The organism is Spiribacter pallidus (assembly GCF_040838495.1).
GTDB lineage: Bacteria > Pseudomonadota > Gammaproteobacteria > Nitrococcales > Nitrococcaceae > Spiribacter > Spiribacter pallidus.
Window position 1 is genome coordinate 512,657 of record NZ_JBAKFM010000002.1, and the last position, 13,257, is coordinate 525,913.

13 protein-coding genes are annotated in these 13,257 nt (G+C 63.6%); 6 read left to right on the plus strand and 7 right to left on the minus strand.

From position 1 onward, the window contains the following. Positions 1-9: 9 nt before the first annotated feature. From fabA to V6X73_RS05900, 3 genes are all read right to left on the minus strand, one after another. Positions 10-528: a bifunctional 3-hydroxydecanoyl-ACP dehydratase/trans-2-decenoyl-ACP isomerase gene (gene fabA, locus V6X73_RS05890; RefSeq protein ID WP_367958510.1), complete on the minus strand. Its 519-nt coding sequence runs from the start codon at positions 526-528 to the stop codon at positions 10-12. A gap of 92 nt (positions 529-620) precedes the next feature. Continuing rightward, the gene (gene dxs, locus V6X73_RS05895) at positions 621-2,510 is read right to left on the minus strand and encodes a 1-deoxy-D-xylulose-5-phosphate synthase (RefSeq protein WP_367958508.1); all 1,890 of its coding nucleotides are present in this window, start codon (positions 2,508-2,510) and stop codon (positions 621-623) included. Next, entirely contained in the window at positions 2,501-2,956 is a 456-nt protein-coding gene (locus V6X73_RS05900) for a YcgN family cysteine cluster protein (protein WP_367958507.1), read from the minus strand. The genes dxs and V6X73_RS05900 overlap by 10 nt, the downstream gene beginning before the upstream one ends. A gap of 163 nt (positions 2,957-3,119) precedes the next feature. Between V6X73_RS05900 and V6X73_RS05905 the strand changes: the two genes are divergently transcribed. Beyond that, entirely contained in the window at positions 3,120-3,458 is a 339-nt protein-coding gene (locus tag V6X73_RS05905; RefSeq protein WP_367958505.1) for a hypothetical protein, read from the plus strand. Next, complete coding sequence (locus V6X73_RS05910; protein WP_367958503.1) at positions 3,455-5,044, plus strand: peptide chain release factor 3; 1,590 nt, start codon at positions 3,455-3,457, stop codon at positions 5,042-5,044. Before V6X73_RS05905 ends, V6X73_RS05910 begins: the two co-directional genes overlap by 4 nt. Positions 5,045-5,067: 23 nt before the next feature. Here V6X73_RS05910 and pncA read toward each other — a convergent pair whose 3' ends face one another. Next, positions 5,068-5,718, minus strand: a complete 651-nt coding sequence (pncA, locus tag V6X73_RS05915) for a bifunctional nicotinamidase/pyrazinamidase (protein WP_367958501.1) — start codon at positions 5,716-5,718, stop codon at positions 5,068-5,070. Between the two features lie 140 nt (positions 5,719-5,858). On the opposite strand from pncA, the gene V6X73_RS05920 reads away from it, so the two are divergent. Beyond that, entirely contained in the window at positions 5,859-7,250 is a 1,392-nt protein-coding gene (locus tag V6X73_RS05920; protein WP_367958499.1) for a DegQ family serine endoprotease, read from the plus strand. Between the two features lie 76 nt (positions 7,251-7,326). Here V6X73_RS05920 and V6X73_RS05925 read toward each other — a convergent pair whose 3' ends face one another. From V6X73_RS05925 to V6X73_RS05935, 3 genes are all read right to left on the minus strand, one after another. Further along, complete coding sequence (locus V6X73_RS05925; RefSeq protein WP_367972437.1) at positions 7,327-8,352, minus strand: class I fructose-bisphosphate aldolase; 1,026 nt, start codon at positions 8,350-8,352, stop codon at positions 7,327-7,329. A 71-nt stretch (positions 8,353-8,423) separates the two neighbouring features. After that, entirely contained in the window at positions 8,424-9,134 is a 711-nt protein-coding gene (locus V6X73_RS05930) for a TVP38/TMEM64 family protein (protein ID WP_367958495.1), read from the minus strand. Further along, positions 9,118-10,422, minus strand: a complete 1,305-nt coding sequence (locus tag V6X73_RS05935) for a DUF3422 family protein (protein ID WP_367958493.1) — start codon at positions 10,420-10,422, stop codon at positions 9,118-9,120. Before V6X73_RS05935 ends, V6X73_RS05930 begins: the two co-directional genes overlap by 17 nt. 88 nt (positions 10,423-10,510) lie before the next feature. Between V6X73_RS05935 and V6X73_RS05940 the strand changes: the two genes are divergently transcribed. From V6X73_RS05940 to V6X73_RS05950, 3 genes are all read left to right on the plus strand, one after another. Continuing rightward, positions 10,511-11,188, plus strand: a complete 678-nt coding sequence (locus V6X73_RS05940) for a rhomboid family intramembrane serine protease (RefSeq protein ID WP_407810657.1) — start codon at positions 10,511-10,513, stop codon at positions 11,186-11,188. A gap of 297 nt (positions 11,189-11,485) precedes the next feature. Continuing rightward, positions 11,486-12,448, plus strand: a complete 963-nt coding sequence (locus V6X73_RS05945) for a 2-hydroxyacid dehydrogenase (protein WP_367958491.1) — start codon at positions 11,486-11,488, stop codon at positions 12,446-12,448. Then, complete coding sequence (locus V6X73_RS05950) at positions 12,445-13,191, plus strand: SDR family NAD(P)-dependent oxidoreductase (protein WP_367958490.1); 747 nt, start codon at positions 12,445-12,447, stop codon at positions 13,189-13,191. The genes V6X73_RS05945 and V6X73_RS05950 overlap by 4 nt, the downstream gene beginning before the upstream one ends. The last annotated feature ends 66 nt before the right edge of the window (positions 13,192-13,257 follow it).

The following is a 13,257-nucleotide window of genomic DNA, read 5'->3' on the forward strand; positions in this document are numbered from 1 at the left end:
GTGCCCCTCCTAAAGACTGGTCTGAGGATTCTGGAACAGACCCACGCGCAGGTCCATCGCCCGGTAGATGATATCGCCGTCGACACTGACCTGACCATCGGCGATGCCCATGTAGAGCCGGCGTTTGATCACGCGTTTGACGTCGAGCCGGTACTTGACCTCGGCATTATCCGGCAGGATCTGGCCGGTAAACTTGACCTCGCCGCAGCCAAGCGCCCGGCCTTTGCCGGTCCCACCAATCCAGCCCAGGTAAAAGCCCAACAACTGCCACAGCGCATCCAGCCCCAGGCAACCGGGCATGACCGGGTCGCCGGGGAAGTGGCAGCCAAAAAACCACAGCTCGGGTTTGACCGCGAGTTCCGCCTGGATCAGTCCCTTGTCGAAGTCACCCCCGGTGTCATCTATATGGGTGATGGCATCGAACATGAGCATGTTCGGGACCGGCAGTTGCGGATTGCCGTCTCCGAAGAGCTCGCCGTGGCCGCAGGCAAGCAGTTCGTCGTAGTTATAACTGGATTGTCTGTTCATGGATTACCGCTGTGCGCGAGCCGATCGACGTGGCCCTGGCACGTCCGGTCGCCGATTGCATTGGGGAAGGGCGTCATCTGGTGGCGCAAACCCTACTGGGTGGGCGCGGGGCTGGCAACCTCGCGGCCCAGCCACTCGCTGATCCGCTGCGCCAGGCCATCGCCATCCAGGCCCACGAGGGCCAGTTGCTCGTCCCGCTCGCCATGGTGCACAAAGCTGTCGGGCAGGCCGATGTGCAAAAGCTCGGGCCGATGGCCCTGCTCGGCCAGCACCTCGGCCACCCCGGCACCGGCACCGCCCGGGATGGCGTTTTCCTCGACGGTAATGATGCGCGGGTGGGTCGCCGCGATGCGGTGGATACAGGCGCGATCGAGTGGTTTGACGAATCGCATGTTGACCAGGGTGGCATCCAGCGCCTCGGCCACCGGCGCCACTGCCGGGACCATGGTGCCAAAGGCGAGAATGGCGGTATCGCTGCCTTCGCGGCGGATCTCGGCCTGGCCGATGGGCAGGCCTTCGAGGTCATCATCCGGGACCACGCCGGGGCCCTTGCCGCGGGGGTAGCGCACCGAGCTGGGCCCATCAATGGTCAGGCCGGTGGAGAGCATCTTGCGGCATTCACGCTCGTCCGCCGGGGCCATGATGGTCATGTTGGGCAGACAGCGCATGTAGCTGAAATCAAAGGCGCCGTGGTGGGTCGCGCCATCGGCGCCGACCAGACCGGCCCGGTCGAGGGCGAAGAGCACCGGCAGGTTCTGCAGCGCGATGTCGTGAACGAGCTGGTCATACCCGCGCTGCAGAAAGGTCGAGTAGATGGCGAGCACCGGCTTTTCGCCCTCGCAGGCGAGCCCGCCGGCGAGGGTAACGGCATGCTGCTCGGCGATCGCGGTGTCGAGGTACCGATCGGGGAAACGCTTGGCAAACGCCACCAGCCCCGAGCCTTCGCGCATGGCCGGGGTGATGCCCCAGAGGCGTGGCTCCTGCTCGGCGGCATCGCACAGCCAGTCGCTGAAGACATCGGTATAGGTCTTCGGTGCCGGCTCGCTGGCCGCCTTGAGTCCGGCGGCCGGGTCGAAGGCCTTGACGCCATGATAGGCAATGGGGTTGGCCTCGGCCTTGGCATAGCCTTTGCCCTTGCGGGTGACACAATGCAGGATCCGCGGGCCCTCAAGGCCGCGCAGCCGCTCGAGTACATCCACCAGGGCATCGACATCGTGCCCGTCCACCGGGCCAAAGTACTGAAAACCCAGCTCTTCGAAGAACGTGCCGGGCACCATCATGCCTTTGACATGCTCTTCGGCGCGCTTGGCGAATTCGCGCATGGGCGTTGGCATGCGCTCGATGACCTGCTTGGCCTCTTCGCGCAGGTTGCTGTAGACCCCGCCCGAGAGAAAACCGGCGAAGGTCTTGTTGAGCGCGCCGACGTTCTCCGAGATGGACATCTCGTTGTCGTTGAGTACGACCAGCAGATCCGGGCGCACGTCACCGGCGTGGTTGAGGCCCTCGAAGGCCTCCCCGGCGGTCAGCCCCCCGTCACCGATGACCGCGCAGGTCTTACGCCCGTCGCCGCGGTTGCGGCTCGCCAGCGCCATGCCCAACGCGGCGCTGATCGCGGTACTTGAGTGGCCGACGCCGAACGTGTCGTAGGGGCTTTCGTCACGCACCGGAAAGCCCGCCGGCCCGTCGATCTTGCGGATCCGGCCGATTTCGCGCCGCCGGCCGGTGAGGATTTTATGTGGATAGCACTGGTGGCCGACATCCCAGACCAGGCGGTCTTCCGGGGTGTTGAATACATAATGCAGCGCGACCGTCAGCTCGACGGCGCCGAGTCCGGCGGCGAGATGCCCGCCCGAGCGGGCGACGCTCTCGAGCAGGTAATCACGCAATTGATCCGAGAGCCGGGGCAACTGGCTTTTGGGGAGCTCACGAAGATGCGCCGGGGCATCGATTCCCTCGAGCAGTGGGTAGGCGCTCATGTCCATGGGGTCTCCTCCACGTAATCCTCAAGCGCGGCGTCGGCCGGCAGCTGCCTTTCATTGACCAGTCTACCGCGAACCGAGATCCCGGCGGTATGCACGGTCTCGGGATCGCCCGAGACAAGCGGATGCCACCACGCAAGCCCCCGGCCTTCGTAGAGCCGCCGATAGGCGCAGCTCTGCGGAAGCCAGGGCATTTCGGGGATGGCCTCGACGGTCAACTGGATGCAATCGGGGACCGTGGCGTGCCGATTGGGGTAATCCGTGCAGTGGCAGCCGTGGGTGTCGAGCAACTGACAGCCCACCCGGATCGGGTAGACCGCGCCGGTATCGGCGTCTTCGAGCTTGTGCCGGCAGCATTGTCCGCAGCCATCACAAAGTGCCTCCCACTCCGGCGCGGACATCTCGGCGAGGGTTTTGCGTTGCCAGAATGGCGTATCAGCGCGATCCATTCCGCCGATTATAGGCGCTGCGGCCTTGTGTGTGCATTACACAGCCTCGACCCGGCACGCCGACGCGTTATCATACCGCAACACCAACATCGGGCTGTCGAGGGCGGCCCGCTCCCAGGCGGCCATATGGCGGTCTGGATCGATCAAAATCTCCTGGGGCGCAATGGATTACTACATCGAAGACATCGGCGATATCAAAATCATGGATCAGGTTAATGTCGACTGTGTCCGCCGAGAGATCAATGAGGCCGGCGTGACCACCGCCATCGAGCGGACGGGGCGTCTGGTCCTGCCCCTTGCGGCTTTTGTGAGACAGAGTCGGATACCGCGGCTGATCTCGCCTCGAACGACACCGCACAGCCTCCCCGGGTCGAAGGGGAGGCACCTGATTCGCCAAAACAGGGCGGCCGCCGGCGATCGCGGGGCCGTTCTGGCTCGTCGGGATCAAAGCAATAACGGCCTTTTTCAGTTTTCATTCATCAACGATCAGGAACTTTTGTGACAGCCCGCGACGACGCGCCGACCCAAGCCCAACGCCGCCGCACCTTTGCCATCATCTCCCACCCCGATGCGGGTAAGACAACGGTGACCGAAAAACTGCTGCTCTTTGGCGGCGCCATCCAGCTGGCCGGCACGGTCAAGGGGCGTAAATCCAACCGCCACGCCACCTCGGACTGGATGGAGCTGGAAAAAGAGCGCGGCATATCGGTGACCTCGTCGGTCATGCAGTTCCCCTACCGCGACCGGATGGTCAACCTGCTCGATACACCGGGGCATGAGGATTTCTCGGAAGATACCTACCGGACACTGACGGCGGTGGACTCGGCGTTGATGGTCATCGATGCGGCCAAGGGCGTCGAAGAGCGAACCATTAAGCTCATGGAAGTCTGCCGGCTGCGGTCGACGCCGATCATGACCTTCATGAACAAGCTCGACCGCGAGGGCCGCGACCCCATGGATCTGATGGACGAGGTCGAGCGCATCCTGCAGATCCGGTGTGCACCGGTGACCTGGCCCATCGGCATGGGCAAGCGCTTTCGCGGGGTGTTCAATCTGCTCGATGACCAGGTCCATCTCTACGATGCCAACCACCAGGGAGCCATTGCACAGGGCGAGATTATCCAGGGCCTGGACAATCCCCGGCTGGATGAGGTGCTGGGTGATCAGGCCGACGAGCTGCGCGGCGAAATCGAGCTTTTGCAGGCGGCGGGCAACGCCTTCGATGTCGCGGCTTACCGCCGCGGAGCGCTCACACCGGTGTTTTTTGGCTCGGCGATCAACAACTTCGGGCTGCAGGAGCTGCTCGATCGGTTTGTCGAGCACGCGCCACCTCCCCAGCCACGGGAGACGGCGACCCGCACGGTCGAGGCGTCAGAGGGCACATTCACCGGTTTCGTATTCAAGATCCAGGCCAATATGGATCCCAATCATCGCGATCGGATCGCGTTCATGCGGGTGTGCTCGGGTGCGTTCGAAAAGGGCATGAAAATCCGGCATGTTCGGATTGGCAAGGATGTCAAAATCGCCAACGCCATCACCTTCTTGGCCTCGGACCGTGATCATGTCGAGACGGCCTATCCGGGCGATATCATCGGGCTGCATAACCACGGCACCATTCAGATCGGGGATACGTTCAGCCAGGGCGAGGCGCTGAAGTTTGCCGGTATTCCCAACTTTGCCCCGGAGCTTTTCCGCCGGGCGGTGCTCAAGGATCCGATGCGCATGAAAGCGCTGCAAAAAGGCCTGGTGGAATTATGCGAGGAGGGCGCTTCGCAGCTTTTCCGGCCGTTGACCGGCAATGACCTCATCGTCGGCGCCGTCGGGGCATTGCAGTTTGATGTCGTCGCCTTTCGGCTCAGACATGAATACGGGGTGGAGTGCCTGTTTGAACCGGTGGCCGTCTCCACCGCGCGTTGGGTGTATTGCACGGATGAGAAGATGCTGGCGCGATTCCGGGATCGGCAGGCGGAGAATCTGGCCGAGGATGTCTCTGGCGCGCTGACCTACATCGCCCCATCGCGGGTCAATCTGCAGCTCACCGAAGAGCGCTGGCCGGATATCGAGTTCAGCGCCACCCGCGAGCATTAGCCTCTGCGGGTGGCGGTCGTCGCTCAGGACGGCTGGCTCCGCCCATCGCCCCGGATAACGCCAACGCCGGCCTGATCCAGCGCGGTACGCACATCGGTATCGGCGTTACTGTCCACCGGTCGGGTCAGATCCCAGAGAAACCGGGTTTCAAAGCCCATCGCAACCGCGTCTTCGGCGGTCCATTTGACACAGTAATCCCGCGCCAGCCCGCAGCAGTCCACCGCGGTGATGCCGCGCTCGCGCAACCACCCGGCAAGTCCGGTGGCCGGGCGCTCGCCGGCGGCGTCCCAATTGTTGGCAAAACCACTGTAGCTATCGACCCAGGGGTCCTCGCCCTTGCGGATGATCACGCTGGCCATCTCCCAGGGCAGGTCGGCATGGAGCTGGGCGCCCGGTGTGGTCTGGACGCAATGATCGGGCCAGAGCACCTGGTCATGGCCGTAGAGCTGGGTGAGCGTGAAAGGCTCGGCGTCGTGGCTGTTGGCAAACGAGACATGGCCGGCAGGGTGCCAGTCCTGTGTGGCGACAATATCGGTATATTGCCCGCTCAACATCAGTGCCCGGATATCAGGGATGATCGCGCTGCCATCCTCGGTGGCGAGCGGACCGCCCTCCATGAAATCCGGCTGCATATCGACAACGATCAATGCGGTTCGGCGATTGCCCTCTGCCATTGAGACCTCCCGTCGGCAATTGGCCCTTGCAGCCTGCGGGCAGGCGGCCGGTTTTGTAAATGGGTGCAAGGGCTGGGTCCGGGCTTGAAAAAAAACCGCCCGACCACCATCTACCTGATAAATGAATCGAGGAGGCTTGTATGGATCGAGCGGGTTCGTCCGGCATATCACAACGGCTCGCCGCCTGGATGCTCGTTGTCCTCGCCGTCATGGCACCGGCGTTGGCTGGCGCACAGATCATCGACCCCGATGATGGCAGCGTCCCGAGCCTGGCGCCGCTCATCGAGGAGGTCTCACCGGCGGTGGTCAATATCGCGACATCCGGGATGGTCGAGGCAGAATCCAATCCGCTTTTCAACGACCCGTTCTTCCGTCGCTTTTTCGATGTCCCGGAACAGCCCAGGCAGCGGGCGGTGCAGTCCCTGGGCTCGGGGGTGGTGGTGGATGCCAGCGCCGGTACCATCCTGACCAATCACCATGTCATCGCCAATGCCGATCGGGTGAAAGTCGCGTTCAACGACGGCCGCGAACTCGATGCCCAGGTGGTGGGCTCGGATCCGGCGACGGATATTGCCGTGTTACGGGTTCAGGCCGATGACCTGACCGCTTTGCCCATGGCGGACTCGGGTGAGCTGCGTGTCGGCGACTACACCATCGCCATCGGGAATCCGTTCGGGCTGGATCATACAGTCACCACGGGTGTGGTCAGCGGGCTCGATCGCACCCTGCCCGGTAACCGTGACATCCGTCTGCAGAGCTTCATCCAGACCGATGCCTCAATCAATCCCGGCAACTCCGGCGGTGCGCTGATCAATCTTCGCGGTGAACTGGTGGGCATCAACACCGCCATCCTCTCGCGGGGTGGGGGTAATATCGGGATCGGTTTCGCCGTCCCGGCCAATATGGCGCGATCCGTCATGGAGCAGATTGTTGAATACGGTGAGGTGCGCCGCGGGATACTGGGGGTTCGGGTTCAGGACCTCACCGCAGAGATTGCCGAGGCCTTTGATATCGGTCGCACCGCCGGCGCCCTGATCGCCCAGATCACCCCGAACTCACCGGCGGCTTCGGCGGGGCTGCAGGCCGGTGATGTCATCGTCCGCATCAATGGCGAGCCGGTGGCCGATGCCAACGCCATGGCCAATATCATCGGGCTCCGGCAGATCGGCGAGGAGATCTCGATCACCTATTTCCGCGACGGCGACACCACCCGGGTCCGTGCCACCATTGCCGACCCGCAGACGGGCAACATCGATAACGCCGCCACGGTTCATCCGCGGTTGGCCGGTGCCACGTTTAGCGAGCTCAACGAGCGCTTGCCGCTGTTCGGCAAGGTCCGCGGGGTTCTGGTGGCAAGCGTCAAGCCCGGCAGTCCGGCAGCGGAGTTTCTCCAGCCCGGGGATGTCATCACTTCGGTCAACCGAAAGGCCGTGGAAAGCCTGGATGATCTGCGTGCCCATGCCGCGGCGCAGGATCAACTGCTTTTGAATATCCGCCGGGACAATGGCGCGTTCTTTGTGCTGGTGCGCTAACGCCGGGTATAGCGGCGTCGCGCTGTGACGGCCCGACGCCCAAGGTCGATCGGGCATCGGGCCAGGTCCTGGATCGTCAGGCCGATTCCTGCTCCATGGCCGGTTCATACTGGCCGTTGCGCGCCAGCGAGTTCAGCCGGGCACGTTTGAGAAACGCCTTCTGGGCGGCTCCCTGGTTGGCTGGGTCGCCCTGCCACGCGGCCTGGACCGGATTCTGCAGCGCCCGGCTGTAGGAAAAGCTCAGCACCCAGGGCCGAGGGCCGTCCGCGCGGTTCATGGCGTTGAGATGCGCGGTCGCTTCCTCGCTGGTCTGACCGCCGGAGAGGAAGTTGATGCTTGGCACCGCCGCCGGGACCGTCCGTCGCAGAACCTTGAGGGTGGCTTCGGCGCAGGCTTCGACACTGGGGCGTGGCTGCGATTTGCCCGGCAAGACCATGTTGGGCTTGAGAATCATGCACTCGAGGGTGACCCGATGGCGACGCAGCGCCTCGAAGACCGCGCCCTGCGCTGCCTCGGTCACCTCGGCACAGCGCGCCATGTCGTGGTCGCCGTCCATGAGCACCTCGGGCTCGACGATGGGTACCATGCCCCGGGACTGGGCGATCGCGGCATAGCGCGCCAGCACCTCGGCGTTGGTCTCGAGTGCCTGGCGGCTGGGTGTGCTCGGAGTGATCGCGTAGACATTGCGCCATTTGGTAAAGAGCGCGCCCTGTTCCAGATAGCCGTCGAGCCGGTCGCCGAGGTTATCCAGCCCCTGGGTAATCTTCTCGCCGTCGGTGCCCGGCAACTCGGTCAGGCCCTTGTCGACCTTGATGCCCGGGACGATGCCCTGGCGGTCGCATGCCTCCGGAATCCGGACCCCCTCATCGGTTTTCTGCCCGAGGGTCTCTTCAAAGAAGATGATCCCGCTGACGTACGCCTCGACGCCCGGGGTGGTGGCCAGCAGGCTGCGATAGAAGCGCCGGTTCTCCTCGGTGGATTCGATGCCATGGTCGGACAAGCGTTTGGTGATGGTGGGGTAGCTCTCGTCGGCGGCGAGAATGCCCCGGCCGGGGCTGGTAAGACGCGCGATGGTGCGCTCCATTTGTCCGATTCTGTCCATGGTCTCCGGAACCTCCCGTGTTGATTGGATTTTGGCTGCGGATTCTAATGGCCTTTGCTGCCCGAGACCAGTCAATCCTCACCGGTGTAGCGACCCAGCCAGCGTCTGAGCCCGTAGAACACCGCCAGACTCAATCCAGCCAGCGCGGCGAGCACGAGCAGCCCGGCTATATTCGGGTCGACCAGAAACCGTTTGGCCTGATTGCCCACCGCGGCAATCGCGGCAATGCCCGGAACGGTCCCGGCCAATGTCCCGGTGATATAGGCGCCGGGCCGGATGCGTGAGGCCCCCGCCAGCACGCTGACCGCATGGAAATGGGCCACCGGCATGATCCGCAGCGCCGTGATGATCATCACCCCGTGCCGCTCGGCCTGGGCGTTGAGCCGATGCAGGGTCGGGCCGCCGAGGCGACGCAGAGGCTCTGTGCCCAGGGCCCGGCCGAGGATGAATCCGCTGACCGCGGTTGCCAGGGTACCCGCCGTGGCCAGCGTGAATCCGCCCAACGGCCCGTAGACGAGGATGGTGGCGACAACGACCACGGTCAGGGGCAAGAAGGCCAGCCCGGCGGCAACGTAGCCGAGCAGGATGGTAGGGACCGCCCAGGGTTGCTGACGCAGGCCAGCCCCCAGCTCGAGCAGCCGCGAGAGCTCGGCGTACGCCCCCAGGTTGTAGACCTCCCAGGCAACGCTCAAGCCGATCACCACGGCCACGGCAACGGCGCCCCGCCAGAGCAGGGGCCAGCGCCGGCGCAGTGAGGCCCGCCACTCAGCCGGCGTCAGCATCGTCACGGATGACACGTCGCCTGACAAAACGCACACCCAGTGTGACCACCGTCACGACCACCGGAATGCTCAGTGCCGTGGCCACGTCCGGGTTGGGGATGCGGCCGGCGGCGCCGAGGCCTTTGAAGGCAAAGCTTATGAGCGAGACCGTGTAGTAGCTCAGGATGACCACCGACAGCCCTTCAACGGTCTCCTGGAGCCGCAGTTGCAGTCTCGCGCGTCGGTTCATCGACTCAAGCAGGTCCCGGTTCTGTGCCTCGAGTGCCACATCCACCCGGGTCCGCAGCAGATTGGCCGCCCGGCTGAGGCGCTTTGAAACCCGCTCCAGGCGCTCGCCCATGTGTACGCAGGTATCGAGCGCCGGCGCCAGCCGCCGTTCCATGAACTCATCAAGCGTACTGACCCCTTCGATGCGTTGTTCACGTAGCGCATTGAGGCGGCGCCGGACCAGCGTGCCGTAGGCGGCGGTGGCGCTGAAGCGAAAATTGGTCCGGGCCATGAGCCGCTCGACCCGGGCCGAGAGCTCTGACAACGCGGTGAGCAACTCTCGCTCGTCGGCCAGATCAGACACCGTCGAGAGACGGTCCATCAGCGTGCCGAGTCGGGTTTCCATATCAGAAATATCCGGTGAGAGCTCCCGCGCGAGCGGAAAGCCGAGCAATGCCATGATCCGATAGGTCTCGAGCTCGAGGAGTCGTTGCACCAACCGGCCCGCCTGCATCGGGTTGAGCCGGTCGTTGACCACCAAAAAGCGCACAAAACCCTGTTCGTCGGCAAGAAAGTCGGTCCAGACGCTGGCCGCACCGCCGGCACAGCTGCTGCCGGCAAGGCTCTCCTGATGAAACTGCCGGCCCAGGGTGTCGCTGTCCAGCGGCGTCTGACCGCCGTCGGTGACCGCAACGTGCATGGCCGCGAGCAGGTCGCCGGGGAGGGCGCCCAGCCAATCATCGGGCAACGCTCCCACGGCGGGTTGATCGAAAGGATCCGCACCCATGCCGTCGGCGAATACCGTGTAGGTCGAAAACTCGGTGTGGCGCTCCCAGCGCAGACGAAACCCGCGTCCCTGCACGACAAAATTCCCGGCATCCGCCGGCGGTGGGGCGTGATCAAGCCGTTCACACAGCGCCTGCATGTGGCTGACCTCGGCGCTTCGGCCACGGGTGCCGGTGTGCAGCACCAGTTGCGAGACGCGGAGCGGGGTTTCCAGACTCTGGAATGGCCGCGCATGCGCCTCTTGGATCAGCGCTTCGCGCAGCGGATGAGTGGTGATGCCGGTTGGGTCGGCCATGTTGGGTGATCCTTCGTTGAGCTCATCGGCACGCTACCCCCGGCGGTGCGGACGGACAAGTGGCGTCCGCCCACAGGCTGCCCGTATGATGGCGGGCATGCGTCCAATGACACCCCTTAGCGCCAGCGACACGCCCGTGGTCATGAGCCTGCTCGTGGTCAACGGCCTGGCCTTTCTCGCCTACATGCTCCTGGGCCCGGCGGTCATCATGGGGTTTGGGCTATGGCCGCTTGGCACCGAGGGCATGACCGATCGCTTCGGCGGCATCCCCGGATTTGCGTTCTGGCAGCTGCTTACCTACGGATTTTTGCACGGCGGGCTGTTTCATCTATTCGTCAATATGTTCGCGCTCTGGATGTTCGGCACTGCGCTGGAGCAATTCTGGGGGTCCCGCCCGTTTGCGCGTTTCTATTTTATCTGCCTGATTGGCGCGGGGGTAATTCAGCTTGTGGTGGCGACCATGGCGGCGGATAGCGGGAGCATCTATCCGACCGTTGGCGCATCGGGCGCGATTTTCGGGATCCTGCTCGGGTTTGCGATGATGTTTCCGGAACAGCGCCTGATGCTGCTGTTCCCGCCCATTCCCATCAAGGCAAAGTACTTTGTTGTGCTCTACGGCGCGTTCGAGCTGTATGCCGGTGTCACCGGCTCGATGTCGGGGGTGGCCCACTTTGCCCATCTGGGCGGCATGGCGTTCGGGTTTCTGGTGATCACTTACTGGCGCGGCCAGCTCCCCATCAAACCCCAGCGACGCCTGCTGCGTTGATGGACCGGTGGTTACTTGTCCACAAAAGCTGTGGATAAGTTTGTGGACAGCTCTACCGATGGGTGGTCCAAACCCTTGCCCGATGCGCATTTACGTTAAGATGATGGAACTTTCACCAGTTCGGGCTTTTTTGTTTTTATTCAGGTATTTACACAGTTTTCCGCATAATTTGCATTGTCAAATTCGCCCAACCCGTTCATCCTGGCTCTCGCGCTGGGGGACGGAGCGCCACGTCCACGATTACTGTGCATAACCCGACGCCGGGCGACTTGATCAGTCAAGGGGGAAGAGATGGGCATGACACGGGCAGTATTACTCGATCGCGAGACGCTGGATATCGGCGATCTGGATTTCACCGAGCTTGAGTCGTCGGTCGACGAACTCGTGACCTATGATCAAACCAGCGCCCATGATGCCGCCGCGCGCATCGGTGATGCCCGGGTGGCGATCGTCAACAAGGTGGTGCTGAGCGCCGATGTCATCGAGGCCTGTCCCGCGCTTGAACTCATCTGTGTACTCGCGACCGGGGTCAACAACATCGACCTCGAGGCCGCCCAGCGTTGCGGAGTCACGGTGGTGAACTGCCGGGGCTACGGGACCGAGGCGGTCAGCCAGCATGCCATTGCCATGATGCTGGCGCTCCATACCCGTCTGGTGGACTATCACCAGGCCGTCAGGGCAGGGCGCTGGGAGCAGGCCCCGCATTTTTGCTTTCTCGACTATCCCATCCGTGAGCTTGCCGGCCGGATGCTGCTGGTGGTTGGCCATGGCGAGTTGGGGGCCGCTGTGGCCCACAAGGCCGAATGCCTGGGCATGCGCGTGCAGATCGCCGAACGGCCAGGGGCAGAAATCGTCCGGCCGGGGCGGGTGGCATTTGAAAAGGCCATCGCCGAGACCGATGTGGCAACCATCCACTGCCCACTGACCCAGGCCACCCATGACCTTTTCAATGCGCGGGTGTTCGGGCGGATGAAACCCGATGCAATGATCATCAACACCGCCCGGGGCGGGATCGTCAACGAATCCGATCTGGCCGACGCGCTGCGTCGCGGCACCATTGCCGGTGCGGGGATGGACGTGCTCACCGAAGAGCCACCCAAAAACGGCAACCCGTTGCTGGCCGCGGATATCCCCAACCTCATCATGACCCCGCATAGCGCCTGGGGCAGTCGCACCGCTCGACAGTGCATTGTCAGCCAGACCTGCGAGAACATCACCGCCTGGAAGGACCAGGCGCCGGTCCGGGTCGTGACCGGATGAGCGAGGCAGAACCGGTTGTCGTTCTGACCGGCGCGAGCAGCGGCATCGGTCACGCCCTCGCCATACGACTGGCCGCCTCGCATACGGTGATCGCCGTGGCACGACGGCAGGGCGCCCTCGAGCAATTGGCCACGGGTCAGCCGGGCATTGAGCCCTGCATCGCCGATGTCGCGGACCCGGCCGATCGCGCACGGATTGCTGCGGCGGTGGGCAACCGGCGCGTGGGCTATCTGATTCATAACGCTGGCACGCTCGAGCCGGTGGGCCCGCTGCTCGAGCAATCTACTGATGCCATCCGCCAGAGCCTTGCCGTCAACGTCGAAGCGCCGATTGCCCTCAGCCAGGCACTCTTTGATCACATGGCGACGGGCGCACGCATCCTGCATATCTCATCCGGCGCCGCACACCGGGCGCTTGCAGGGTGGGGCGCATACTGCACCAGCAAGGCGGCGCTTTATATGGTCTACGAGGTGTTAAAAGCTGAGCTTAGCAATCGCGGTGTGGTCATCGGCAGCCTGCGACCGGGTGTGGTGGATACACCCATGCAGGCGCTGATACGCCAACAAACCTCTGAGGATTTTCCTGCGGTGGATCAGTTCCGGGCGATGAAGGCCAATCATCAGCTCACGACGCCGCACGATTGTGCGCGGTTCATCGCTGCCGTCTTGCTCGAGACCGATGCGGCACCCTTTACCGAGCGGGAGTGGGACATCCGCGAGGATTGGCATTCGGTGTGCGATTGACGGGGCGATGGTTAATGACGGCCTTATCCCTGCGCCAACATCATTTAACATAATATATATTATGCG

What these genes read in the sequence shown, in the direction of transcription:
- dxs (WP_367958508.1), bottom strand. Translation starts at nt 2,510, where the DNA reads ATGGACATGAGCGCCTACCCACTGCTCGAGGGAATCGATGCCCCGGCG.
- V6X73_RS05905 (WP_367958505.1), top strand. Translation starts at nt 3,120, where the DNA reads ATGGATTACTACATCGAAGACATCGGCGATATCAAAATCATGGATCAG.
- V6X73_RS05920 (WP_367958499.1), top strand. Translation starts at nt 5,859, where the DNA reads ATGGATCGAGCGGGTTCGTCCGGCATATCACAACGGCTCGCCGCCTGG.
- V6X73_RS05945 (WP_367958491.1), top strand. Translation starts at nt 11,486, where the DNA reads ATGACACGGGCAGTATTACTCGATCGCGAGACGCTGGATATCGGCGAT.
- V6X73_RS05925 (WP_367972437.1), bottom strand. Translation starts at nt 8,352, where the DNA reads ATGGACAGAATCGGACAAATGGAGCGCACCATCGCGCGTCTTACCAGC.
- V6X73_RS05930 (WP_367958495.1), bottom strand. Translation starts at nt 9,134, where the DNA reads ATGCTGACGCCGGCTGAGTGGCGGGCCTCACTGCGCCGGCGCTGGCCC.
- V6X73_RS05900 (WP_367958507.1), bottom strand. Translation starts at nt 2,956, where the DNA reads ATGGATCGCGCTGATACGCCATTCTGGCAACGCAAAACCCTCGCCGAG.
- V6X73_RS05950 (WP_367958490.1), top strand. Translation starts at nt 12,445, where the DNA reads ATGAGCGAGGCAGAACCGGTTGTCGTTCTGACCGGCGCGAGCAGCGGC.
- V6X73_RS05940 (WP_407810657.1), top strand. Translation starts at nt 10,511, where the DNA reads ATGGCGGGCATGCGTCCAATGACACCCCTTAGCGCCAGCGACACGCCC.
- pncA (WP_367958501.1), bottom strand. Translation starts at nt 5,718, where the DNA reads ATGGCAGAGGGCAATCGCCGAACCGCATTGATCGTTGTCGATATGCAG.
- fabA (WP_367958510.1), bottom strand. Translation starts at nt 528, where the DNA reads ATGAACAGACAATCCAGTTATAACTACGACGAACTGCTTGCCTGCGGC.
- V6X73_RS05935 (WP_367958493.1), bottom strand. Translation starts at nt 10,422, where the DNA reads ATGGCCGACCCAACCGGCATCACCACTCATCCGCTGCGCGAAGCGCTG.